General features: G+C 71.4%; 21 protein-coding genes and 2 pseudogenes. 11 read left to right on the plus strand and 12 right to left on the minus strand.

From position 1 onward, the window contains the following. Positions 1–32: 32 nt before the first annotated feature. The 7 genes and pseudogenes from ABZ490_RS47305 to ABZ490_RS47335 all read right to left on the minus strand — a co-directional run bounded on the left by ABZ490_RS47305 (position 33) and on the right by ABZ490_RS47335 (position 8149). Entirely contained in the window at positions 33–536 is a 504-nt protein-coding gene (locus tag ABZ490_RS47305) for a nuclear transport factor 2 family protein (RefSeq protein ID WP_359005464.1), read from the minus strand. Further along, a complete protein-coding gene (locus ABZ490_RS47310) occupies positions 527–2173 on the minus strand; it encodes an AMP-binding protein (protein WP_359005467.1) in 1647 nt (548 codons plus the stop codon). The genes ABZ490_RS47305 and ABZ490_RS47310 overlap by 10 nt, the downstream gene beginning before the upstream one ends. 142 nt (positions 2174–2315) lie before the next feature. Beyond that, entirely contained in the window at positions 2316–3800 is a 1485-nt protein-coding gene (locus ABZ490_RS47315) for an MFS transporter (RefSeq protein WP_359005470.1), read from the minus strand. A gap of 105 nt (positions 3801–3905) precedes the next feature. Continuing rightward, a complete protein-coding gene (locus ABZ490_RS47320) occupies positions 3906–5126 on the minus strand; it encodes an acyl-CoA dehydrogenase family protein (RefSeq protein ID WP_359005473.1) in 1221 nt (406 codons plus the stop codon). 109 nt (positions 5127–5235) lie between these two features. Further along, complete coding sequence (locus ABZ490_RS47325) at positions 5236–6750, minus strand: FAD-binding oxidoreductase (protein ID WP_359005476.1); 1515 nt, start codon at positions 6748–6750, stop codon at positions 5236–5238. Positions 6751–7190: 440 nt separating this feature from the next. After that, positions 7191–7370, minus strand: a pseudogene (locus ABZ490_RS47330) (nitrate reductase); the annotation flags it as partial. Between the two features lie 545 nt (positions 7371–7915). Beyond that, positions 7916–8149, minus strand: a complete 234-nt coding sequence (locus ABZ490_RS47335) for a helix-turn-helix domain-containing protein (RefSeq protein WP_359005479.1) — start codon at positions 8147–8149, stop codon at positions 7916–7918. Between the two features lie 561 nt (positions 8150–8710). Here ABZ490_RS47335 and ABZ490_RS47340 point away from each other — a divergent pair. Together ABZ490_RS47340 and ABZ490_RS47345 are read left to right on the plus strand one after the other, a co-directional pair. Beyond that, entirely contained in the window at positions 8711–9073 is a 363-nt protein-coding gene (locus ABZ490_RS47340; RefSeq protein ID WP_359005482.1) for a hypothetical protein, read from the plus strand. 12 nt (positions 9074–9085) lie between these two features. Continuing rightward, on the plus strand, positions 9086–9370 hold the full coding sequence (locus ABZ490_RS47345) for a hypothetical protein (protein WP_359005485.1): 285 nt from the start codon (positions 9086–9088) through the stop codon (positions 9368–9370). A 112-nt stretch (positions 9371–9482) separates the two neighbouring features. Here ABZ490_RS47345 and ABZ490_RS47350 read toward each other — a convergent pair whose 3' ends face one another. After that, positions 9483–10412: an EamA family transporter gene (locus tag ABZ490_RS47350; protein WP_359005488.1), complete on the minus strand. Its 930-nt coding sequence runs from the start codon at positions 10410–10412 to the stop codon at positions 9483–9485. A 116-nt stretch (positions 10413–10528) separates the two neighbouring features. On the opposite strand from ABZ490_RS47350, the gene ABZ490_RS47355 reads away from it, so the two are divergent. Then, positions 10529–11383 carry a LysR family transcriptional regulator gene (locus ABZ490_RS47355; RefSeq protein ID WP_359005491.1) on the plus strand — a complete coding sequence of 285 codons (855 nt, stop codon included), beginning with the start codon at positions 10529–10531 and terminating at the stop codon, positions 11381–11383. Positions 11384–11435: 52 nt separating this feature from the next. Here the strand turns inward: ABZ490_RS47355 and helR are convergent, their stop codons facing one another. From helR to ABZ490_RS47370, 3 genes are all read right to left on the minus strand, one after another. Then, positions 11436–13604, minus strand: a complete 2169-nt coding sequence (gene helR / locus ABZ490_RS47360) for an RNA polymerase recycling motor ATPase HelR (RefSeq protein WP_359005494.1) — start codon at positions 13602–13604, stop codon at positions 11436–11438. Positions 13605–13692: 88 nt separating this feature from the next. Beyond that, on the minus strand, positions 13693–13998 hold the full coding sequence (locus ABZ490_RS47365) for an antibiotic biosynthesis monooxygenase family protein (protein WP_359005497.1): 306 nt from the start codon (positions 13996–13998) through the stop codon (positions 13693–13695). 45 nt (positions 13999–14043) lie between these two features. Next, the gene (locus tag ABZ490_RS47370) at positions 14044–15018 is read right to left on the minus strand and encodes a carbohydrate kinase (RefSeq protein WP_359005500.1); all 975 of its coding nucleotides are present in this window, start codon (positions 15016–15018) and stop codon (positions 14044–14046) included. Positions 15019–15210: 192 nt separating this feature from the next. On the opposite strand from ABZ490_RS47370, the gene ABZ490_RS47375 reads away from it, so the two are divergent. The 4 genes from ABZ490_RS47375 to ABZ490_RS47390 all read left to right on the plus strand — a co-directional run bounded on the left by ABZ490_RS47375 (position 15211) and on the right by ABZ490_RS47390 (position 19263). Further along, on the plus strand, positions 15211–16233 hold the full coding sequence (locus ABZ490_RS47375; RefSeq protein WP_359005503.1) for a sugar ABC transporter substrate-binding protein: 1023 nt from the start codon (positions 15211–15213) through the stop codon (positions 16231–16233). Between the two features lie 89 nt (positions 16234–16322). Next, the gene (locus ABZ490_RS47380; protein ID WP_359005506.1) at positions 16323–17318 is read left to right on the plus strand and encodes an ABC transporter permease; all 996 of its coding nucleotides are present in this window, start codon (positions 16323–16325) and stop codon (positions 17316–17318) included. Beyond that, positions 17315–18151, plus strand: coding sequence for an ATP-binding cassette domain-containing protein (locus ABZ490_RS47385; RefSeq protein WP_359005509.1), 837 nt, complete (start codon positions 17315–17317; stop codon positions 18149–18151). Before ABZ490_RS47380 ends, ABZ490_RS47385 begins: the two co-directional genes overlap by 4 nt. A gap of 95 nt (positions 18152–18246) precedes the next feature. Beyond that, the gene (locus tag ABZ490_RS47390; protein WP_359005513.1) at positions 18247–19263 is read left to right on the plus strand and encodes a LacI family DNA-binding transcriptional regulator; all 1017 of its coding nucleotides are present in this window, start codon (positions 18247–18249) and stop codon (positions 19261–19263) included. 128 nt (positions 19264–19391) lie between these two features. Here ABZ490_RS47390 and ABZ490_RS47395 read toward each other — a convergent pair whose 3' ends face one another. Then, positions 19392–19820, minus strand: a complete 429-nt coding sequence (locus tag ABZ490_RS47395; protein WP_359005516.1) for a DUF6299 family protein — start codon at positions 19818–19820, stop codon at positions 19392–19394. A gap of 233 nt (positions 19821–20053) precedes the next feature. Between ABZ490_RS47395 and ABZ490_RS47400 the strand changes: the two genes are divergently transcribed. The 4 genes and pseudogenes from ABZ490_RS47400 to ABZ490_RS47415 all read left to right on the plus strand — a co-directional run. Then, positions 20054–20248, plus strand: coding sequence for a DUF5999 family protein (locus ABZ490_RS47400; RefSeq protein ID WP_359005519.1), 195 nt, complete (start codon positions 20054–20056; stop codon positions 20246–20248). Positions 20249–20345: 97 nt separating this feature from the next. Then, entirely contained in the window at positions 20346–21158 is an 813-nt protein-coding gene (locus ABZ490_RS47405; protein WP_359005522.1) for a PaaX family transcriptional regulator C-terminal domain-containing protein, read from the plus strand. A gap of 146 nt (positions 21159–21304) precedes the next feature. Further along, a complete protein-coding gene (gene cysC / locus ABZ490_RS47410) occupies positions 21305–21871 on the plus strand; it encodes an adenylyl-sulfate kinase (RefSeq protein WP_359005525.1) in 567 nt (188 codons plus the stop codon). Next, positions 21868–21983, plus strand: a pseudogene (locus tag ABZ490_RS47415) (sulfate adenylyltransferase small subunit); the annotation flags it as partial. The gene cysC and the pseudogene ABZ490_RS47415, both read left to right, overlap by 4 nt.

The raw sequence follows: 21983 nt of genomic DNA on the forward strand, positions 1-21983 counted from the left end.
TACGTGCTCCTTCCGTCTGTCCGGGGTGGCCGTCAGCGGCCGAGGATCACCTGCGGGTCGCCCGTGAACCAGAGATTGGCGACCCGGACCCGCCGCATCAGCCAGCGCCGGTCGTCGCGGACCAGGTCGACGTCGTACAGGTTCTTCAGCAGGAGGTGCCGGCTGTGGTCGGCGCCGGGCAGGTGCTGTGCCTCCACCAGCGCGGTCAGCCCGGCCACGTCCCCGTCCTGCCGCACCCGGCAGTTGCTCACCGTGTGGGAGGTGTCGAGGTCCACGTCCGGGGCGAGAACGTGCGCCGCGATCGTGTCCACCCCGTGCATCGGCGGGAACTCCAGGCCGATCCGGGCGCCGACGGGCCGGAAGTCGAACTCGGCGTCGGGGGTGAACGCCGAGCGGAACAGGGCCGTGTCCTTCAGGTCGCGGCCCAGCGCGAACCGGTGCAGGGCGTCGACGATCTCCTGGCGGTCGGACAGTTCCCGGAGGGCGTCGGCGGTCGTGGTCGCGTCCAGGGCGTGGTGATGGTGGATCAGCTGCATGTCGGTGTGGACTCCTCGAGAAGAGCACGCAGTTGAGCGCGCTTGGGCTTGCCGGTGGGGGTGCGGGGGATGTCCGCCGGGTCGAGCGGTACGACGTGGTCGACGGCCAGGCCGAACCGCGCGCCGACGGCCGCCCGGACACTCCGTACGGCCGCGCCGGTGTCGGTGCCGTCGGATAGTGCGCAGAAGACGGCCAGCTCGCCGCCCTCCACCGTGCACGCCACGGCCGACGAGGCCACGATGCCGTCCAGTTCCTCTACGAGCAGCTCGATCTCGTGGCCGTGGCAGAGCAGTCCGCCCTGCCGGACCAGGTCGTCGACGCTGCCGGTGACGGTGAGCGCCCCGTCCTCGACGACGGCCATGTCACCTGTCCTGAACCAGCCGTCCGCGGTGAACGCACGCCGGGTCAGCTCCTCGGCTCCCGCGTACCCACGACTGACCGTCGGGCCGCTGACCTGCAGATGGCCGAGGCTGCCCGTGGGCAGCACGCGATCGTTCTCGTCGACCACCCGTACGGCGACCCCGGGATGGGGCACGCCGACCGGCACGTAACGCGCGTCCTCGTCGAGCAGCCGGGCGTCGAGACGATGATCGACGACGCCCGAGGACGTCTCCGACATGCCCCAGCCGGGACGCATCACGGTCGCCGCCAGGCCGTGCGGGGCCAGGTTCGCCACGAAACGCCGGATCGTCCGCGCCTTCACCGGGGCGCCGCCGTTCATGACGTAGGCCACGCAGCTCAGGTCCCAGCGCCGCCCCGGCTCCGCCTCCACTCGCGAACTGACCCGGTCGAAGGCGGAGTTGGCGGCCCAGGTGGTGTTCACCCGGTGCCGGTCCATCAAGTCCAGCCAGCGCAACGGGTCGGCGAGGACCCACTCCTTGTCCGCGTGGATCTGCGTGGCCGCCGCGACCACGTCCCGGACATGGAACATCACCAGGCCGCTGACATGGTCCAGCGGCATCCAGTTGAGGGTCACGCACCGCTCGCCCACCCCGTTGGCCAGGGCGGTGCCCGCCGAACGGCTCAGGATGTTCTCGTGACTGAGCATGACGGCCTTGGGCGCGCCGGTGCTGCCCGCCGTCAGGACGAGCACGGCGACGTCGTGCCCGCCGCCCGGCGTCGGCGCGGTGTCGGCCGGCCCGGCAGGTCCGCCGCCGAGGACATCCACAGGACCGATCCAGTGTGCCCGTGGGCCCTCGGCCGGCCCCGGCAGCAGGGCGCCGGTGACCGTGTCGGTGATGATCCACGGCCCGCGCAGGGTGTGCCAGGCCGCCTCCAGCGGGCCGGGGCCCTGCGAGGAGACCGGCACGGGCACGAACCCGCCCAGCACACACGCCCAGAACGCGGCGAGCAGCTCACGCTCACGGCCGAGTCGCAGCAGCACCCGCTCACCCGGCCGTACCCCGGCCCGGCGCACACCGCCCAGCACCCGCGAGGCCTCGTCCAGCAACTCGCCGTAACTGCTCCAGGACTCGCTGCCGGACCCGTCGATATGACAGATCGCCGGGTCACCGCGCCGCCGTGCGGCTTGGTGCAGGGCCTCGGCCAGATTCGCCGGGCCCGGCTCGGGCAGCGGCCCCCCGGCGAGCAGCGAGACCTCGGCGACCGGCTGACGGCCTGTGGTCTGCGGGGACACCAACGGTGTACTCCTTCGGCTCGTTCGGCAGTTCAACTGTTCGACTGTTCGGCACGGGCGCGGACCCGCGCGACCGGCGGCCACGACGGCGCCGCGGACGATCGACGCCCCATCGCGGCACTTCCCGCGGAACACGTGGCGCTCAGCGCGCAACGGCTCCCGCCGCCCGACGCCGCGCAGCGCCACGCACCGCCGACACCAGGGCGAACAGCATGGTGAGCGCGGAGATACCGGTGACGACGTACAGACCGGAGTGGTAGCTGTCGAGCCGGTCCGCGGCGGAGGAGCCGTCGCCCGCCATGGTCGCGGTCACCGCGGCCAGCACCACCGCGGCACCGACCTGGTAGCCGGTCTGCAAAATGCCCGCGGCAGCGCCCTGCTCGGACTCGTCGACCCCGCTGGTCGCCTGCACATAGGCGCCGGTGAAGGAGAACGGGAAGGCGACGCCGATCAGCAGCATGGTCGGCAGAATGACGCCGACGTAATCGGACGCCGTACCGATCCGCCAGAACAGCAGGTACGCCGCGGTGTAGGCGACGAACCCAGCGAAGATCATCCAGGCTGGGCCGAAGCGGCCGACCAGCTTGCCGGCGCGCGGCGCGATGGTGGCGATGAGCAGCCCGCACGGCAGGAAGGCCAGCGCCATCTGCAGCGGGGACCAGCCGCGCAGCGACTGCATGTAGAGGGCGCCGACGAACTGGAAGCTCATGTACGTGCCGAGGATGGCCGCAGCCGTCAGGGCGGCACCGATCAGAGCACGGTTGGTGAGCAGTCCGAGCCGGATCAGCGGCTCGGCGGTACGCTGCTCGACGCCCACGAACAGGGCGACCAGGGCAGCCGCCACGACGAAGCCGCCGATGGTGGTGGCGCTGCCCCAGCCCGCCTCGGGCGCCTGGACGATGGTGAACACCAGCAACAGCATGGCGAGGGTGACCAAGGCGGCCCCCGTCACGTCGTAGGTGCGCCGGCCCGGGGCGCGGGCGGGGTCGCGCGGCACCAGCGCGAGTGCGCCGAACAGCACACCGAGGGCAACGGGCACAGGCAGCAGGAAGGTCCAGCGCCAGCCGATCTCGGTGAGCAGACCGCCGAAGACCAGGCCCATGGAGAAGCCGGCCGCGCCGCACGCGGTGTAGATGCTGACGGCCCGGTTGCGCTGGGCACCCTCCGGGAACGTCGACATGATGATCGCGAGGCCCGCCGGGGCGGTGAAGGCCGCGCTGACGCCCATCACGAAACGGGCGGCGATGACCAGCGCGCCGTCGCTCGCAAGCCCGCCGGCCAGCGAGGCGGCCGCGAACACGGCGACTGCGACCAGCAGCACCTTGCGCCGGCCGAGCAGGTCGGCCATCCGGCCGCCCAGCAGCAGAAAGCCGCCGAAACCCAGTACATAGGAGCTGACGACCCACTGCACGGCCGAGGTGGACATGCCCAGGGAGGACTGGATCGGCGGGACGGCGATGCCGACCATCGCGTTGTCGAGCGCGTCCAGGAACATCGCGCCGCACAGCACGATCAGCGTGCCCCAAAGACGGGCACTCCAGGCGGAGTTCGCCTCGGCGGGCGCCGACCCGGCGGTCGGTTTGTCGGTGACGTCGTTAATGACGGGTGGTTCGGTTGACGTAGCCATGAGAGCCGGTCCTCGTGATCGATGGGGTGTGGAGTGGTGCGATGGCCCGCGTCGGGTCGGGCGACATGGGGGGTGCTGCGGTGCGGTGCGGTGGCCTTCGTCGGATCAGGCGACGACGCCCACGCTGTAGGCGTTCTGCGGAACGCCACCCAGCAGATGGGCACCTGCGGACTGGACGACCTGGTCCTGGGCGATGACGTGCTGGCACATGGTGTTGAGGTCGCGCAGCCAGCGGTCGAGCACCGAGGGCCGGTAGACCGCGGAGGTCGCCACCAGGTCGAAGAGGGAGGTCACGACGGAGCGGGCGGTGCGGAAGGCGCCCACCCGGGCCAGCACGGTGGCCACCTGCTCGTCCCTGGTGGGTACGTCGCCGGCCTCGAGGATCTCCCACTGCTCGCGCAGGCTGCCGTAGACGGCGTAGCGGGCGGCGGACAGGTCCATCTCGGCCTGCGCGATGGTGGTCTGGACGCGGTAGCTGTCGGTCCAGGAAGTCTGGGTGGTGCGGTCGATGCGGGTCTTGGCCACCTGGCGGACGTGGTCGATCGCGGCGCGGGCGACCCCGAGCGGCACACCGGGCATGTTGCGCAGGACAGCGTCCGGGGTGCCGGCGGCGCCCTCGACGCGGGGGGTGGCGAAGCTGAAGGTGTACTCCTCGGGGACGTACAGGTTCTCCGTGCGGTAGTCACGGCTGCCGGAGCCGGCCAGGCCGGTGGTGTACCAGGTGTCCTGGATCTCGAAGTCCTCGACCGGGGCCACGACGATCCGCCAGTTGCCGGGCGCCCCGGCCGGGCCGGGCTCGAGTTCGCCGCCGCGGGTGACCAGCACGCCGCCGACGACCCAGGTGCTGTGTGTGATGCCGCTGCCGAAGTGCCACTGCCCGTTGACCCGGTAGCCGCCGGGCACCCGCTCGGCGCGGCCCATCGGCATGATCGCCCCGGCGGTGACGGCGTCCGGGTCGGCCAGCAGCCGGCGGGCGACGTCCTCGGCGAGGAAGCCGGCGTAGATCGGGGTGTCCATGCCGATCATGGCGCACCAGGCTGCGGAGGCGTCACCGGTGGCGAGGGCCTCGACGACCTCCGTCTGCTGCATGGGATCGAGGTCGGGCCCGCCCCATGCCTTCGGCAGGGCCATGCGGAAGACACCGGTCCCGCGCAGCAGTTCGACGACGTCCGGTGGCAACTGCCGGTTGTTCTCGATGTCCTCGGCGCGCTCCCGCAGCCGGGGCGCGACGGCGCGGGCACGCGCCAGGACTCCCTCCGCGGTGAGGGAGTCCTGCTGCGACCCGCGTGTGATGGAGGCGGTGTCCAGGACTTCTGTCAGTGTCATACGGCGCTCTCCCAGCATCCGGTGTGTTGCAGTCAGGGGCAGGTGCGGCAATTCGGCAGGCGCATAAGGCGCGGCAGGCGGGGCAAGCGGGGAATTGAGGGCCGGGCACTCAGGTGTAGCGGCCCGGGGCGATGACGTGGTGGGGGTCGACGGCGTCCTTCAGCAGCCGGGCGAAGGCCCGCGCGCCGGTGCCCGCCGAGAGCCGGTCCGCCCAGTCGGCGTGCTCGATGCCGAGGCGGTAGGGGATGAACCCCTCGGCCACGAAGAGCTTGTGGAGCCGGTCCAGCGCCCGGTGCGCCCGCTCGGCCTCGTCCTCGGCCCGTGCGAACTTCATCGTCACCACGCAGTCGACGAGGTCCGGCCCCAGCGCGTTGAGCGTGACCCCGCAGCGTATGCCGGTCTCCACGCGTACCTGCTCGACCAGCTCGTCCACCCGCGCCAGCGCCGGCCCGGTGAACGGCACCAGCGGAAGGAAGAACAGAAAGCCGCCCTCCTCGTCCAGCCGTGCGGCGGGCCGGCCCGTCTTGGCCTCGAACAGCACGTCCGTCGGGTCCGGATCACCGGCGTACGCCCGCTCCACGCGGACGGCGATGTCGTGGTTGGGGGCGTCCGGGTCCCGGGCGTCGCGGTCCGCGACGGCGGTGAACAGCCCGGACTTGACGGCCTCGGTGACCACGATGCCGCAGAGCGCGTCGACGGCCTCCGTGGTCCCGTCCACACAGACATGGACCAGGTACTGCCCGGCCGGGCTGTCGTAGGCCTTGGCCGCGGCCTCGTTGTAGATCTTCACCACGCCACGGCTCAGCCCCTGGCTCACCCAGCGCTGCACCTCCCCGGTGGCCGCCTCCACCTTGTCCGGCGTGAAGTTGAGCCGGACCACCCGCAGGTCCTCGGGCCGCGGCAGCAGCCGCACGGTGGCCGCGGTGATCACGCCCAGGCTGGACTGGACGAACAACTGCACAAGGGAGGGCCCGAGCCCGTGGGAGTACACCGGGGTGGTGCGATCGGCGTCCGGCCACCATCCCACGCGGATCAATTCGCCACTGGGCAGGACGACTTCGAGCCCGGTCAGATCATCCACCCGCTGATGGCGCAGCCCCACACCGCGGTCCAGCGCATTGCCGACGACACTGGTGCCCGCGGAGGACACCGTCACGTTCAGCATGCGCTCGCTGCCCTCCAGAAGGCGGGCGAGCCGGGCCTGGGTGACGCCGGGCTCCAGCACGGCCCAGCCCTGAGCGACGTCGATGTCGCGGATCTGGTCGAGCCCGGACAGATCGAGCACGACGGCCCCGTCCTGAGCGGGCTCGCGGGAGCCGAGACCCCAGTTGCCGCCGGTGCTGAAGGTGTGCAGCCGGGCCGAGGTCCGCCCGTCGGCGAACAGCCCGACGACACGGCGCACCTCCTCCGCGGTCTGCGGGCGTACGACACCGAAGACGGTGCGCGAGCGGTACAGACTGACATTCGGGCCGAGCGGAGTGGACAGCGGCCCGCCGGCCACGGCTTCCTCCGGGTAGATGACCCGGTCCGCGCCCACCACCTGGGCGGCCTTGTCCAGCACGGCCCCCAGATCGTCGGGCGCGAACACCTCGTGCCCGGCGGTTGCTTCCGGAAGGACGGTCATCGAAACACCTCGAGTTCCTTCGTCAGGGGCGGTCGAAGGCGGCCGGAGCACGGTGCTCACCAGGCGCCGCGTCCACGTTAGGAAGGAGGAGCCATCCGCCTTCCCGCGAAAGCGCACGCGCACTGCGGAGTTCGCGCACACCTCACCGGCGTGCGGGTTCTTCGCACGCCCCCGCCGAGGCCGAGCGGCTGCACGGTCCGGTTCGAACCAGTACGGACCGGGGTCCGGCCAAGCCCCCGATCGGGCAAAAAAACGGCCCCTGACCAATACTTCCGCTGGTCAGGGGTACTTGGCGGCAGACGAGTCGGGCTGTACGCCGGGTACTGTCGCCCTCCCGATATAGAGGCACAGGCGCGCTCCGCCACATCCGTACCCGGCGTACTCACCAGCCACCAGCCAGTCTGCGGTCGAGCTTCCTGGTTCCGCCCGGTGCCGAGGCTGAGCAGCGTGTAGAGCAGCACAGCGGAGGCCAGGCCTACCGCCCAGCCGTGATCGGCCAGCGGCTTGAGGAACGGGATGACACCGTCGACGGGGAACGGGCCCTGCTTAATGACCCTGCCCACGGTCGAGTACGAGCCGCCGACGGCCAGGACGCCACCGACCACGAAGGCCGTGACCGCGGGTTCCAGCCGCCGGTGCCCCTGGTCGTGGTCAGGGGCGGCATCGCGGAGGTCGCCCCCCGATCGCGTGAACGCAGCGCTGGTAGTGGCAGAGGCGTGCGATTGCTTGGCGTCGTCGTCACCAACTCGACCAGTTGTTCGCATTGGCGTCGGCCTCGGTGTCCACGTAGATGAGGGGGCCTGGGACGACAAGCTGCCAAAAGTCCGAACCTCCGCCGGCCGATTGAGCAGTCGATGCCATCGTCCTGGAAGCTGTCCCTGTCACGCTCCGAGAGCGCTGCCGAGCTGACAGATCGCTACGAGCCGGGCGTCATACGACTACACCGAAGCCCTGGGTCTCGTCCTGCTCCTGGTCGTCGAGGGTGTCGTCCCCGCGCCTGTGGGAGTCGCTCGGACTGGTCGAGCCGTCGCTCTTCCTCGCGCTCAAACGCCTGGGACGCCCCGAAGGCCCCCGGCACCAAGGCCGGCACCGAGCTCATGGGGGGGAAGCCTACGACCGCTCTCGGCGGTCAGGGATCGTCAAGCCTCTGCGGGCTTCCCCCTATTCAGACCGCGCGATCCACCACCTGAGCTTCCAGCCATGCCTCCACCTCCGGCCAGCGGTAGCGCAAATAGCGGCCAACCTTGTGGGCTCGCGGACCCTGACGTCGGTGATTCCATACGTAGACCGTGTTCAGTGGCACGCCGAGGAAGTCGGCCAGTTCCTCAGCACTCATCAGCGGGCGGCGGTACCCCGCGTCACTGGCGGCTTCTGCCGCACGGGCAGTGGTTCGACGCACGAGTACTCCAGAAAGACTCGAAAACGGGCAGGGAAGAACCACGCGAGCGATTGCCCACTGGTTGGTGCACCGAACAGTGACATGAGATTCCAGCCGCGCCAAATAAAAGGGATTGCGGCGAAATTACTGAGACTCTGCAGAACTCTCGAAAGACACCAGCGAACCCTCACCGATACCTCAGCGAGGATTCGGCTAGGGCAAGTTCCTTCCCCATCACTCTGGATCCCCATGCCGCAATGCCACAGATAATACATTTGACATTTCCTGATCCCTGGATCAACATTCCATCACACGATTCCACCGTCGCTGACGACCCTGACACGAGAGAACTCCACCGGCAACGTCAAGGCTGCCCGACAATTAGGAGTTAAGTCCATGCCGTACGACCGTTGGCACAAGTCACGCCCGAAAGCCGGAGAGGCGACCGGGAAGGCATCCAGCAGACGGAGTTGTTCCGCACCGAGGCCGAAGCCCGCCGGCACGAGACCAAGATGCGGTCCGGAGTGGATGACGGAATCCGCGCACCTTCAACTACACATCGTTCCTACCGCAGTTGGGAAAATGCGCGCAAAGGACGTGAACGCGTCGTCTTTGCTGGACTGGCTGCACGACCGTCGTCGGCTGCTCGAAAGTTCCACGCTGCGCCTGGTCTTCGACAATCTTCGGGCTGTCTTTGACCTGGCCGTGGACGACAGCCTGATACCCAAGAATCCATGCCTTGCCAAATCGGTGCAGGACGCCAAGCCGAAGCGGGGAGATGGCGGCCGGGCAGAGCTGACCCTGACGTGGGAGGACACCGAGAAGGTCCGCACCGAGCTTCCCGACCGCTACAAGGCACTCGTCGACTGCGGTCGAGGTCTGGGCCTTCGTCAAGGAGAGCCAAAGGGCGGAGACGACGAGCATCCGAAGGACCGGTGGATCTAACTGACCGACGACGTGGCCATCCCCCTGCGCGAGCACATGGAGAAGTTCCCGCCCGTCGAGTCGAATTGGTTCAACTCCTACCGCTGGAAGCCTGCCCTGGCGGCGGCCGGCCTCATCAAGCCCCTGGACCCCAACGCGAAGGGACGGCGCGGGGAGAAGTCCCGCGACATGATGATGCACGCCCTACGACACCTGTACGCGTCGATGATGATCAACGGCGGGGTCGACGTGTACACACTCGGAGCCGGTTCCAAGATCCGCATCGCGGTCCGTAGCGCTTACACAAGGGCTGCCTGACTCGTGCACGGTTCGGCTTGTGCAACGATCATGCAAGATGATCTTTGAAGAGCGGCGGGCGCCGCTCGACGGGCAGTGCCGTTCCGGGTGGGCGGGGTTCGGGGCCGGTCCCTCAATCCCGGCTCCCGTCCCCGCTCCCGTCCCCGCTCCGGTCCCGGGTCAGCATGCTCGTCGCGTTGGCCGCCACGATCGCCGCGATCGCCGTCCATTCCAGGACGCCCAGGCGCTGGCCGAGGACGGTCCGGCCGACGAGGGCGGCGAGCAGGGGGTTGACGCTCATGAAGAGGCCGAACGCCTGGGCGGGCACCCGGCGCAGGGTGAGCAGGTCGGCCAGGTAGGGGACGGCCGAGGACAGCACACCGGCGGCCACCGCGCAGCCGACCGCGGCGAGGGTCGGGGGGTGGCGCAGGGCCACGACGGCACCGATGGGCAGGAACGTCACGGCGGAGACGAGCGAGGCCGCCGCGGAACCCTGCGCGCCGGGGACCCGCCGGCCCACGGTCCGGTTGAGCAGGATGTACGAGGCCCAGCAGCACGCGGCGAGCAGACCGAGCCCCAGGCCCACGTAGTCGGTGGAGGGCTGCGGGCGCATCAGCGTGACCGCTCCCGCCGCGGCCACCACCGCGCACCCCGCGTCGGTCCGGCGGCGCGCCCCGGCCAGCGCGACGGTGAGCGGGCCCAGGAACTCCAGGGTCACCGCGAGGCCGAGGCCGATCCGGTCGATGGCGGTGTACAGGGAGAGGTTCATGGTCCCGAACACCACGGCCAGGGCCAGCACCGGCCGCCACTGCCACCAGGTGAGACGGCGCAGCCTCGGCCGTCCGACGGCCGTCAGCACGACGGCCGCGACGTACTGGCGGACCGCGACGACCCCGACCGGACCCAGGACGGGGAAGGCGAGGGAACCGATCGCGGCACCGGTCTGGTTGGACAGACCGCTGCCGATCATCGTGAGCACACCGGCCGCCCCTACCCGGGCCGGGCCGGGGGCCGAGGGCGCGTCGGGGCTCGCGGGTGTGGTGGAGGCAGGGGCGGCTCGCATGCTCCGATCGTGGGACTGTGCTGCCGATACGCAAAATGCATCCGGGCAGATATCTATACGCTGGAGTTATGGATCGAGTCGGGGATCGGGCCAGGGAACGAGCCGGGGAACGAGCCATGGATCTGGAGCTGCGGCAGCTGCGCTGTCTCGTCGCCATCGTCGACGAGGGCACGTTCACCGACGCCGCCATCGCCCTCGGCGTCTCCCAGGCGGCCGTGTCCCGGACCCTGGCCTCGCTCGAACGGGCCCTGGGGGTACGGCTGTTGCGCCGCACCTCGCGCGAGGTGACGCCGACGGCGACCGGGCTGCGGGTGGTCGCCCGGGCCCGACGGGTGCTCGCCGAGGCCGACGACCTGGTCCGCACGGCCACCTCGGGCCACACCAGCCTGCGCGTCGGCTACGCCTGGTCGGCGCTCGGCCGGCACACCCCCGCCTTCCAGCGCCGCTGGGCGACCGCGCACCCGGCCACCGATCTGCACCTGGTCCGTCTGAACTCCCCCACCGCCGGCCTCGCGGAGGGCGCCTGCGACCTCGCGGTGGTGCGCCGGGACCTGGACGACCGCCGGTTCGACTCCGCCGTCGTCGGTCTGGAACGGCGTATGGCGGCCGTGTCCACCGACGACGCGCTCGCCGCCGGCGGCCCCGTCCGGCTCGCCGACCTCGCCGAGCGCACCCTGCTGATCGACCGGCGGACCGGGACGACCACACCGGAACTGTGGCCGCCGGACTCCCGGCCCGCGACCGAGGACACCCACGACGTCGACGACTGGCTCACCGTCATCTCCACCGGCCGGTGCGTCGGTATGACGGCCGAGTCCACCGCCCACCAGTACCCGCGGCCCGGTATCACCTACCTCCCGGTGCTCGACGCCGAACCGATCGTCGTACGGCTCGCCTGGTGGCGGGACGACCCGCACCCCGCCACCCAGCCCGCGGTGGAACTGCTCACCGCGCTCTACCGCACCGGCTGACCGGCCGCCTCACCTGCCGCCTCCTCACCCGGCCGCCTTCCCGCCCGCGGCCTCAGGAGCCGGTCAGGACGACCAGTTGGCGGGTCGCGCGGGTCATCGCGACATAGCGGTCCACCGCCCCCTCGACGCCCGTGCCGAACTTCTCCGGGTCGACCAGGACGACCAGGTCGAACTCGAGGCCCTTGGTGAGCTCCGGGGGCAGGGAGCGGACCCGGGGTGTCCCGGGGAAGGCCGGGGCGCCGATGACACAGGCGATCCCGTCGGCGTTGGCGGCGAGCCAGTCGTCGAGGACGGTGTCCAGGTCCGCGGCGGAACCGTGGACGACCGGGAGGCCGTTGCTGCGGATGGAGGTCGGCACGTTGGCGTCCGGGAGCGCGGCCCGGACCACCGGCTCCGCCTCCGCCATGATCTCGGCCGGGGTGCGGTAGTTGACGCTCAGGGAGGCCAGGTCGATCCGGTCGAGGCCGACCCGCTCCAGGCGCTCCCGCCACGACTCGGTGAAGCCGTGCCGGGCCTGGGCCCGGTCCCCGACGACGGTGAAGCTCCGGGACGGACAGCGCGACAGCAGCATCTGCCATTCGGCGTCGGTGAGTTCCTGGGCCTCGTCGACGACGATGTGCGCGAACGGGCCGGCCAGCAGATCGGGGTCGAGGACGGTCAGTTCGGCCTCGTCGACCAGGCTGACCTGGGCGTCCGCACCCCGCAGCATGGTCACCAGGCCCTCGCCGTCGTCCCCGTCGGCGCCGGAGTCGGCCACGGCGTGGATCAGGTTGTCCACGACGTGGGACATGCGTTCGCGCTGGGCGGCGAGGACGGCCTTGTCGCGCTGCCGGCGCCGCGCCGCCTCCGGGTCGCCGAGCCGCTGCCGGGCCGCGTCGAGCAGCGGCAGGTCGGACACCGTCCAGGCCTGGGCGTCGGCGCGCTGGAGCCGTCGTACCTCGTCGGGGCTCAGCCAGGGAGCGCACATCCGCAGATAGGCGGGCACCGTCCACAGGTCCCCGACCAGGTCGGCCGCCTCCAGCAGCGGCCAGGCGCGCTGGAGGGTGCCGAGGAGCTCCTTGTCCTGGCGCACCGCCCGGCGGAACTGCTCGGGCGGGAGGTCGCCGCCGTCGTAGCGGTCCCGCAGGATCTCGACCAGCCGCTCCCAGATCTGGTTGCGGGCCTCGTTGTGCGGGGTGCCGGGTTCGGGCGCGTCGAAGGCCTCGGCCCAGTCGTCGGCGGTCAGCCGTACGTCGGTGTGGTCGACGGTGACCGTGAGGCCCTCGGCGGGCGGCTCCTCGTAGAACCGGACGGCCTTCTCGATCGCCTTCACCAGGTCCGCGGACGCCTTCAGCCGGGCCGCCTCCGGGTCGGTCTCGACCCCCGCGCCGGCCCCCTCGGGGACCAGGTCGCGCAGGACGCAGGTCTGGACGCCCTCCTCGCCGAGGCTCGGCAGGACGTCGGCGACGTACGACAGATAGGGCCGGTGCGGGCCGACGAACAGCACCCCGCCGCGGCGGTGCCCGAGGCGCGGGTCGGAGTAGAGCAGGTGGGCGGTGCGGTGCAGGGCGACGACGGTCTTGCCGGTGCCCGGGCCGCCGTCCACGACGAGGGCGCCGCGCGAGCCCGCCCGGATGATGGCGTCCTGGTCGGCCTGGATGGTGGAGAGCACGTCCCGCATCCGCTCGGAGCGGTTGCCGCCCAGGCTGGCGATGAAGGCGGACTGGTCGTCGAGGGCGGCGGCGTGCCCCTCGAACCCGTCGGTGGTGAACACCTCGTCCCAGTAGTCGCTGATCCGGCCCCGGGTCCAGCGGTAGCGGCGGCGGCTGGCGAGGCCCATCGGATCGGCGTGGGTCGCGGCGAAGAACGGCTCCGCCGCCGGGGAACGCCAGTCGATCAGCAGCCGGCGGCCCTCGCGGTCGGTGAGGCCGAGCCGGCCGACGTACACGGGCTCGGAGCCCTCCGCGCCCGCCATGTGCCCGAGGCAGAGGTCCAGTCCGAACCGGCGCAGGGTGCGCAGCCGGCCGGTCAGACGGTGGACCTCGATGTCCCGGTCCATCGCCTGGCGGCCGGTGCCGCCGGGCGCCCGGAGTGCGGCGTCGAGGAGGTCGGACAGTTCGGCGATCGACTCCTCCAGGCACTCCGCGACGGCCGCGAAGTGCCGCTCGTCGGCGGCGATCAGCGCCGGATCTGCCTTGCGGGAGAGCTGGTCGGGGAGGTCGAACGCACTCGGGACACCCACGTCGTGCCTTCCTCTTTTCTGCTGGATCCTGGCCACGACCTGGGATTTTGCGGCATGAGGGGGGCCTTGCCGCAAGCCCCCCGATACGCTATAGGTTGTTAGTGGCGAGAGGGACCAGGAACGTCAGCACCGAGGCGTCCTCCTCGATCAGCGGGACGAGCGCCGCGTTGAACGGGCCGCCGTACGGGGCCTTCAGATGCGCCTGGAAGGCGTCCTCGTCCCGGTACACCTCGAAGATCCAGTAGGCGCGCGGGGCCGCCGCCCTGGTGTACACGTCGAAGGCGAGGTTCCCCTCCTCCTCGCGCACCGTGCGGGCGTACTCCTCGATCAGCCGGGCGACCTCGTCCTCGGCGCCCTCGCGGGCGGTGAACTCGGCGAGCAGTGTCTTCGTCATGGTCTCGGATCCTTGTCGGTGTCGGGCGTTGTCAGGCTGTATCGGTCAGTCGCGGGCGGCGTCCGCGAACGGCGGCGCGGGCTCGTCCAGCCGGCTCCGCCAGGGCGGGTTGGGTCCGGCGACCGAGCAGGTCAGGGCGGCGACCCGGGCGGCGAAGCGGCAGGCCTCGGTGACGTCGTCGAGGCGGACGTCCGTGAGCCGGCCGCCGAGGAGCGAGCGGGCGCCGAGGTGGTGCAGCAGTCCGGCGGTGAAGGAGTCGCCCGCGCCGACCGTGTCGACGACCGGGGTGGTGACCGCGGGCACCCGCACCCGTTCCCCGTCGAGCGAGGCCAGCGCGCCCTCGGCGCCGAGGGTGATCACGACGAGCCGGACCCCGGCCGCGTGCCAGAGGTCGCAGGCCCGCTCGGGCGCGGTGCCCGGCAGCAGCAGCGCCAGGTCGTCCTCGCTGAGGCGCAGGATGTCGGCGAGGGAGCACCAGTGCGCCAGCCGGGCCCGGTAGACGTCGGGATCGACCAGCAGCGGGCGGACGTTGGGGTCGATGCTGACGGTCGTCCGGGCGGCGGCCGCGGCCAGGAATTCCTCGACGACGGCCGCGCCGGGCGCGCGGACCAGGGCCAGGGATCCGGTGTGCACACAGGCGGTGCCGGACAGGTCGACCCGGGCGAGTTCCTCGGCCGTCCACTGCCAGTCGGCGGTGCCGCGGGCGTGGAAGGAGAACGCGGCCTGGCCGCTGTCGTCGAGTTCGGCCACGGCCAGCGTGCTGGGTTCGGCGGCCTGGACGGCGTACGACAGGTCCACCCCGGACGCCTCCAGCCGGCTGCGGAACAGCCGTCCGAAGACATCGCCGGAGAGCCGGGCGAGGAAGCGGGCCGGGGTGCCGAGCCGGGCCAGCGAGACGGCCGTGTTCGCAGGGCCGCCGCCCGGCAGGACCCGCAGGGCGAGCTCGTTCGGGGCGCTCGCGGGCTCGGTGAACGCGTCCGCGACGCACTCTCCGAGGACGGTGATCTGACGCGGGCTCATGGGCTGCTCTTCTCTGCGGACGGTCGTGGGGCGTTGCCGATTCGTGACGGGCGGAGGGCATTGACGTTTCCGGGAGACGGAGTCCATCATCCTCGCCATGCAGTGTCAACGATGACATAAGTCAACGATGACAACTCGGGACGGCATCTCTCGATGCCGGCCGCGCCGCCCGCAATCCCGCAGGAGTCGTTCATGTCTCGCACCACTCGTCCGTCCACCTCCCTCCTCAGAGCCGCCGCGGTCCTGGGTGTCGCGGCCCTGACCCTGACGGCCTGCGGATCCGGCTCCGGCTCGGACTCCGCGAGCTCCGGATCGGGCTCGGACGGCGTCAAGGTCGGTCTGATCACCAAGACGGACACCAACCCGTTCTTCGTGAAGATGAAGGAGGGCGCGGAGAAGGCCGCGAAGTCCGAGGGCGTCAAGCTGATGACCGCGGCCGGCAAGTTCGACGGCGACAACGCCGGGCAGGTCACCGCGATCGAGAACATGGTCGCCGCCGGGGTGAAGGGCATCCTCATCACCCCGAGCGACTCCAAGGCCATCGTGCCCGCGATCGCCAAGGCCCGCGCCAAGGGCGTCCTGGTCATCGCGCTGGACACCCCGACCGAGCCGGAGAGCGCGGTCGACGCCCTCTTCGCCACCGACAACCTCAAGGCCGGGCAGCTGATCGGCGAGTACGCCAAGGCGGCCATGGCGGGCAAGAGCGCCAAGATAGCCACCCTCGACCTCGCGCCCGGCGTCTCCGTCGGCGTCCAGCGGCACAACGGTTTCCTCAAGGGCTTCGGCGCCACCGACAAGGACGTGGTCTGCGCCCAGGACACCGGCGGCGACCAGGCCAAGGGCCAGACGGCGATGGAGAACTGCCTCCAGAAGGAACCGGACATCAACGTCGTCTACACCATCAACGAGCCGGCCGCCCTCGGCGCCTACACCGCGCTCAAGGCCAAGGGCCGTGAGAAGGACGTCCTCGTCGTCTCCGTCGACGGCGGCTGCACCGGCACCCAGGCGGTCAAGGACGGCAAGATCGCCGCGACCTCGCAGCAGTACCCGCTGAAGATGGCCGCCGAGGGCGTCAAGGCCGTGGTGACGTACGCCAAGGACGGAAAGAAGGCCTCCGGCTACACCGACACCGGCGTCACCCTGATCACCGACAAGGCACAGACCGGGGTCGACTCCAAGGACACGGCGTTCGGCCTGGAGAACTGCTGGGGCTGAGCCGCCCGCGCCCGGCCCGTGCGACGCGCTCCCCGTCGTACGGGCCGCCCTCCCCCACAGCGACATCTGTCTTCCGACAAGGACTCCGCATGACAGCCACGACCACGCCGTACGCCGAGCTCAAGGCACCGACCACGGCCCGCAGACTGCTCACGGCACCCACCACCGGCCCGCTGGTCGCCCTCCTCCTGGCCTGCGCCTTCTTCTCCCTCTCCACCGACCAGTTCCTCACCGGCGGGAACTTCTCACTGATCGTGCAGCAGGTGATGGTGGTCGGCACCCTCGCCATCGGACAGACCCTGATCATCCTCACCGCCGGCATCGACCTGTCCTGCGGTGCCGTGATGGCGTTCGGCAGCATCGTGATCGCGAAGATGGCGGCGCAGGGTTCGCTGCCGCCGCTGCTCGCGATCGCGCTCGGCCTGGTGGTCTGCGGCGGCTTCGGACTGCTGAACGGGCTGCTGGTGCAGAAGATCCCGCTGCCGCCGTTCATCGTCACCCTCGGCATGCTCAACGTGGCGTTCGCGCTGACCCACATCTACTCCGAGGAGCAGACGGTCACCGGTCTGCCGGGCCCGCTGACGGCCCTCGGGGAGACCTTCCCGCTCGGCCGCACCGACATCACCTACGGCTCCCTCGTCACCGTCGCCCTGTTCCTGCTGTTCGCCTACGCGCTCAGCGGCACCGGCTGGGGCCGGCACGTCTACGCGCTGGGCAACAGCCAGGAGGCGGCCCGCCTGAACGGCATCCGCACCTCCCGCCTCACGATCGGCATCTACACCGTGGCGGGCCTGCTGTACGGCGTCGCCGCCCTGCTGCTGATCTCCCGCACCGGGGTCGGCGACCCGCAGGCCGGGCAGACCGACAACCTCGACAGCATCACCGCCGTGGTCCTCGGCGGGACCAGCCTGTTCGGCGGCCGGGGCTCGGTCCTCGGCACGTTCATCGGTGTGCTCATCGTCGGTGTCTTCCGCAACGGGCTCCAGCTGATGGGCGTCGCCTCCATCTACCAGACCCTGATCACCGGTGTGCTGGTGATCCTCGCGGTGACCGTCGACCAGATCTCCCGGAAGAAGGCCCGATGACCGCCTCGGAATCCCCCACCCCCGTCCTCCAGGCCCGCGGTCTGGTCAAGCGCTACGGCCATGTCACCGCCATCGACGGCGCCGACTTCGATCTGCTGCCCGGCGAGGTCCTCGCCGTGATCGGCGACAACGGCGCGGGCAAGACCAGCCTGATCAAGGCGCTCACCGGCGCGGTGGCGCCCGACGCCGGCGAGATCCGGCTCAACGGGGAGCCCATCACCTTCTCCGGCCCGCAGAGCGCCCGCGCCCACGGCATCGAGACGGTGTACCAGGATCTGGCCGTGGCGGCCTCGATGGACATCGCCTCGAACATGTTCCTCGGCCGGGAGCTGCGCCGCCCCGGAGTCCTCGGCAGTGTCTTCCGGATGCTGGACAAGAAGCGGATGCGGCAGGAGGCCGCGGAGCACATGGCCGATCTGAAGATCGGACTGCGCTCGCTGACCCAGTCGGTGGAGACCCTCTCCGGCGGACAGCGGCAGGCCGTCGCCGTGGCCCGGTCCGTGGCCTGGGCCCGCTCGGTCGTCGTCATGGACGAACCCACCGCCGCCCTCGGCGTCAAGGAGTCCGGCCAGGTCCTCGACCTCATCCGACGCGTCCGCGACAAGGGCATGCCGGTCGTCCTGATCAGCCACAACATGCCGCACGTCTTCGAGATCGCCGACCGGATCCATGTCCACCGGCTCGGCCGGCGGGCCGCCGTGATCAGGCCCTCCGACTACTCGATGGCCGAGGTCGTCGCCGTCATGACCGGCGCGCTCACCATCGACGCGGCCGGAGATACTGTCGTGACGGATTCCGAGGCCGCCAAGGCCGCCGGGGTCCAGGCCGGCTAGGACCCGCTCGCACAGGTTCTGGCGACACGATTCGACTCCAAGGATCCGCCCGAGGCCGCGGGCGGAACCGACGAGCACAGGAGACCCGCACCTCCATGGCAGCGAACCGCCGCCCCACCCTGGCCGATGTCGCCCGTGAAGTGGGTGTCAGCGCCAAGACCGTCTCCCGCGTCCTCAACGAGGACGGACCCGCCTCCGCGCAGACCAGGGAACAGGTGCTCGCGGCCGTGGCCCGGCTGGGCTTCCAGCCGAACCTGATGGCGCGCAACATCCGCGTCGGCGGCCCCGACACCACCGTCGGGCTCGTCATCCCCGACCTCGGCAACCCCTTCTTCGGGGCCGTCGCCAGCAGCATCGAGGACACGGTCCGCGACCGGGGGCTGACCCTGCTCATGGGCTCCTCCGCGGACGACCCCGAGCGCGAACGCGCGCTCACCGCCACCTTCCTGGCCCGGCGGGTCAGCGTCCTGATGGTCGTCCCCTCGGTCGGCGCCGACCACTCCCACCTCAAGCCGCACCGGTCCGGCGGGCTGCCCGTCGTCTTCCTGGACCGGCCGGGCACGGGCCTCGCCACGGACAGCGTCGTCAGCACCAACCGCTCGGGCGCGCACGACGGCGTCGCGCACCTGATCGCCCACGGCCACCGCCGGATCGGCTTCATCGGGGACCTGCCCACCAAGCTCTACACCCGCCGCGAGCGTCTGGCGGGATACCGCGAGGCGCTGCGGGAGGCGGGCCTGCCGGACGACCGCTCCCTGGTCACCAACGCCCACGACCAGCACGGTGCCTCGGCGGCCACCGCACAGCTGCTGGACCTGCCCGATCCGCCCACGGCCCTGTTCGCCGGCAACAACATCGTCGCGCTGGGCATAGTGACCGAACTCGCCCGCGGCCACCGCAAAGACGTCGCGGTCGTCGCCTTCGACGACGTGGCCCTCGCGGACGCGCTCGAACCGGCGCTGACCGTGGTCGCCCAGGACCCGGAGGAGATCGGCCGCACCGCCGCGACCACGGCCCTGTCCCGTCTCGACGGCGACCGCTCCCGCGCCCGCACCCTCACGGTGCCCACGCGCCTGATCGTCCGGGGGTCGGGGGAACGCCCGGCTCCGTGACGGGCCGGACCGGACCGGACCGCTCCGTCTCCGCCCGGCCCCTTCCGCGCGGGCTGCCTCTCCTGACCGGCGGCACATCGGGGGACGGCGCCCCGGCCGTGTCGCTCGCCGGGGCGCGCGGTGGGGGGTCAGCTCTGCGTCAGTGTGACGTCCTGCTGGCGGGTCGCGTGGAAGCGGGGCAGTGGCAGGCCGCCGCGGGGTTCGAGTTCGGTGATCGTGGCCTCGACGTGGGCGGGGCCGGCCGTCAGCCGGTCGCCCTGGACCCGGCCGGCGTTCCGCCAGGTGTGGACGGCGCCGTCGCACACCGCACGGCTGCCGCCGATGCCGTAGCGGGCGGAGTCCTCGCCCTGCTGGACGGCGGAGCTGATGAACACCGGTCCCGTGTTGCCGACGCAGCGGTAGGTGCCGGAGAGGACGACGGTGCCGTCGGCCGCGAGCGGGGCGGCCGAGGCGATGGTGAGGGAATCGGTGGGGTCCGCGGTGGCGGCCGGGGCCGGCAGCGCGAGCAGGGCCAGGGCGGCACCGGCCGCCGCGGCCAGTGCGGGGCGAAGCAACATGGAAGACCTCCTGTGGTGGGGGCCTCCACTGGTACCGGGCAAAGGGGCCCGAGGGCGTGACCGTCACCCCTTCGGTGGCGAGTCCGCACCGGTCGTCGGCGAACGGTCCTGGAGTTGTCCTGGTGCTGTCACGCTTCGGGGAACGCTCTGGCGATGCCCGCGGGGGCGGGCGCATGGTCGTTCCATGCGAGGCCGACCGGACGGCCGGCCCCCCACCGACGTGGAGGTGCGCCATGTGTTCCCACTCCTTCGCCGCCGCTCCTGCCGACGCCCGCTCCCTGCACGTCGTCGCCGCCCACCCGGAGCAGGGCTGGAACCTGCTGTGCGACGGCACGATCGTCTTCGACGACTCCGGCGAACTCCTGCCCGACGGCAGCGTGGTGGCCCCCCACCGCGTCCCGGCGGACCGGCTGACCGCCGCGGCCTGACCCGGGTCACCGTCCGCGGCCCGCCGCGGCCGGCACGACGAAGGTCACATCCGGCGGGGACACCCAGGGTGACCGGCCGTGATGGTGACGACCTAAAATGATCAACGTGTCCGACCAGCCCGCACCTCGGTCTCTCATCGTCACGCTCTACGGCGCGTACGGCCGCTTCGCGCAGGGTCCGCTGCCCGTCGCCGAGCTGATCCGGCTGCTCGCCGCGGTCGGCGTCGACGCGCCCTCCGTACGCTCCTCGGTGTCCCGGCTGAAGCGGCGCGGACTGCTGCTGCCGGCCCGTACGGCGCAGGGCGGGGCCGGGTACGAACTCTCCGACGAGGCACTGGAGTTGCTCGACGACGGGGACCGCCGGGTCTACGGCGCCGCACCGGCCGACGACGAGAGCTGGGTGCTGGCGGTGTTCTCCGTCCCGGAGTCGGAGCGGCAGAAGCGGCACGTCCTGCGGTCCCGGCTGGCCGGCCTGGGCTTCGGCACCGCCGCCCCGGGCGTGTGGATCGCCCCCTCCCGGCTGTACGAGGAGACCCGGCACGCCCTCCAGCGGCTCGGACTGGAGGCCTACGTCGACTTCTTCCGCGGCGAGCACCTCGGCTTCGCGCCCACCGCCGAGGCGGTCGGCCGCTGGTGGGACCTGACGGCCATCGCCAAGGAGCACGAGGCGTTCCTCGACCGCCACGCGAGCGTGCTGCACACCTGGCAGCACCGGCCGGACACCCCGCCGGAGGAGGCCTACCGCGACTACCTCCTCGCCCTGGACTCCTGGCGCCATCTGCCCTACGTCGACCCGGGACTGCCCGCCCGGCTGCTCCCGCGGGACTGGCCGGGGGCCCGTTCGGCGGCCGTGTTCCACGGGCTGCACGAGCGACTGCGCGACGCGGGTGCGGAGTTCGCCGGGGTGTGAGCCCGTGTGAGCGGGTGTGAGCGGGTGTGACCCCACGCACACCAGGCGTCACTCAGCCAAACCTCAGGTTCCTTAACAACTCCTCTCAGACTCCTTACCTACCGTTCGACGGGTTGTACGCCGGGTAGGAAAGAGGACTGTTGCGGATGACCAGCACGCCAAGGGCCGTCGCCCCGAGGGCCCAGGGGGCCACGGTCTGGCTCACCGGACTGCCGAGCGCCGGCAAGACGACGATTGCCCGCCTGCTCGGCGAGCGGCTGAAGGCCCAGGGACACCGCGTCGAGGTCCTGGACGGGGACGAGATCCGCCGCTTCCTCTCCGCCGGGCTCGGTTTCAGCCGGGCCGACCGCAACACCAATGTGCAGCGGATCGGGCTGGTCTCCGAGGTCCTGGCGCGCAACGGCGTACTGTCCGTCGTCCCCGTCATCGCCCCCTACGCCGACAGCCGCGAGGCGGTGCGGCTGCGGCACGAGAAGAGCGGGACGCCGTACCTGGAGGTGCATGTCGCCACCCCGGTGGAGGTGTGCAGCGAGCGGGACGTGAAGGGCCTGTACGCCCGCCAGGCCGCGGGACAGCTGACCGGGCTGACCGGGGTCGACGACCCGTACGAGGTGCCGGAGAACCCCTCGCTCGTGCTGCCGACGCAGCGCCAGACCCCGCAGGAGTCGGCGGACGCGGTGTACGCGTTGCTGGCGGAGCGGGGGCTGGTGTGAGCGGGTACACGCTGTCGCACCTGGACGCGCTGGAGTCCGAGGCGGTGCACATCTTCCGCGAGGTCGCGGGCGAGTTCGAGAACCCGGTGATCCTCTTCTCCGGCGGCAAGGA

The sequence above is a fragment of the Streptomyces sp. NPDC005811 genome (assembly GCF_040630405.1).
GTDB lineage: Bacteria > Actinomycetota > Actinomycetes > Streptomycetales > Streptomycetaceae > Streptomyces.

Excerpts from the sequence above, each read along its gene's own strand:
- ABZ490_RS47305 (WP_359005464.1), bottom strand. The coding sequence starts at position 536 with ATGCAGCTGATCCACCATCACCACGCCCTGGACGCGACCACGACCGCC.
- ABZ490_RS47315 (WP_359005470.1), bottom strand. The coding sequence starts at position 3,800 with ATGGCTACGTCAACCGAACCACCCGTCATTAACGACGTCACCGACAAA.
- ABZ490_RS47320 (WP_359005473.1), bottom strand. The coding sequence starts at position 5,126 with ATGACACTGACAGAAGTCCTGGACACCGCCTCCATCACACGCGGGTCG.
- ABZ490_RS47325 (WP_359005476.1), bottom strand. The coding sequence starts at position 6,750 with ATGACCGTCCTTCCGGAAGCAACCGCCGGGCACGAGGTGTTCGCGCCC.
- ABZ490_RS47340 (WP_359005482.1), top strand. The coding sequence starts at position 8,711 with ATGCGCGCAAAGGACGTGAACGCGTCGTCTTTGCTGGACTGGCTGCAC.
- ABZ490_RS47350 (WP_359005488.1), bottom strand. The coding sequence starts at position 10,412 with ATGCGAGCCGCCCCTGCCTCCACCACACCCGCGAGCCCCGACGCGCCC.
- ABZ490_RS47355 (WP_359005491.1), top strand. The coding sequence starts at position 10,529 with ATGGATCTGGAGCTGCGGCAGCTGCGCTGTCTCGTCGCCATCGTCGAC.
- ABZ490_RS47365 (WP_359005497.1), bottom strand. The coding sequence starts at position 13,998 with ATGACGAAGACACTGCTCGCCGAGTTCACCGCCCGCGAGGGCGCCGAG.
- ABZ490_RS47370 (WP_359005500.1), bottom strand. The coding sequence starts at position 15,018 with ATGAGCCCGCGTCAGATCACCGTCCTCGGAGAGTGCGTCGCGGACGCG.
- ABZ490_RS47375 (WP_359005503.1), top strand. The coding sequence starts at position 15,211 with ATGTCTCGCACCACTCGTCCGTCCACCTCCCTCCTCAGAGCCGCCGCG.
- ABZ490_RS47380 (WP_359005506.1), top strand. The coding sequence starts at position 16,323 with ATGACAGCCACGACCACGCCGTACGCCGAGCTCAAGGCACCGACCACG.
- ABZ490_RS47385 (WP_359005509.1), top strand. The coding sequence starts at position 17,315 with ATGACCGCCTCGGAATCCCCCACCCCCGTCCTCCAGGCCCGCGGTCTG.
- ABZ490_RS47390 (WP_359005513.1), top strand. The coding sequence starts at position 18,247 with ATGGCAGCGAACCGCCGCCCCACCCTGGCCGATGTCGCCCGTGAAGTG.
- ABZ490_RS47395 (WP_359005516.1), bottom strand. The coding sequence starts at position 19,820 with ATGTTGCTTCGCCCCGCACTGGCCGCGGCGGCCGGTGCCGCCCTGGCC.
- ABZ490_RS47400 (WP_359005519.1), top strand. The coding sequence starts at position 20,054 with ATGTGTTCCCACTCCTTCGCCGCCGCTCCTGCCGACGCCCGCTCCCTG.
- ABZ490_RS47405 (WP_359005522.1), top strand. The coding sequence starts at position 20,346 with ATGATCAACGTGTCCGACCAGCCCGCACCTCGGTCTCTCATCGTCACG.
- cysC (WP_359005525.1), top strand. The coding sequence starts at position 21,305 with ATGACCAGCACGCCAAGGGCCGTCGCCCCGAGGGCCCAGGGGGCCACG.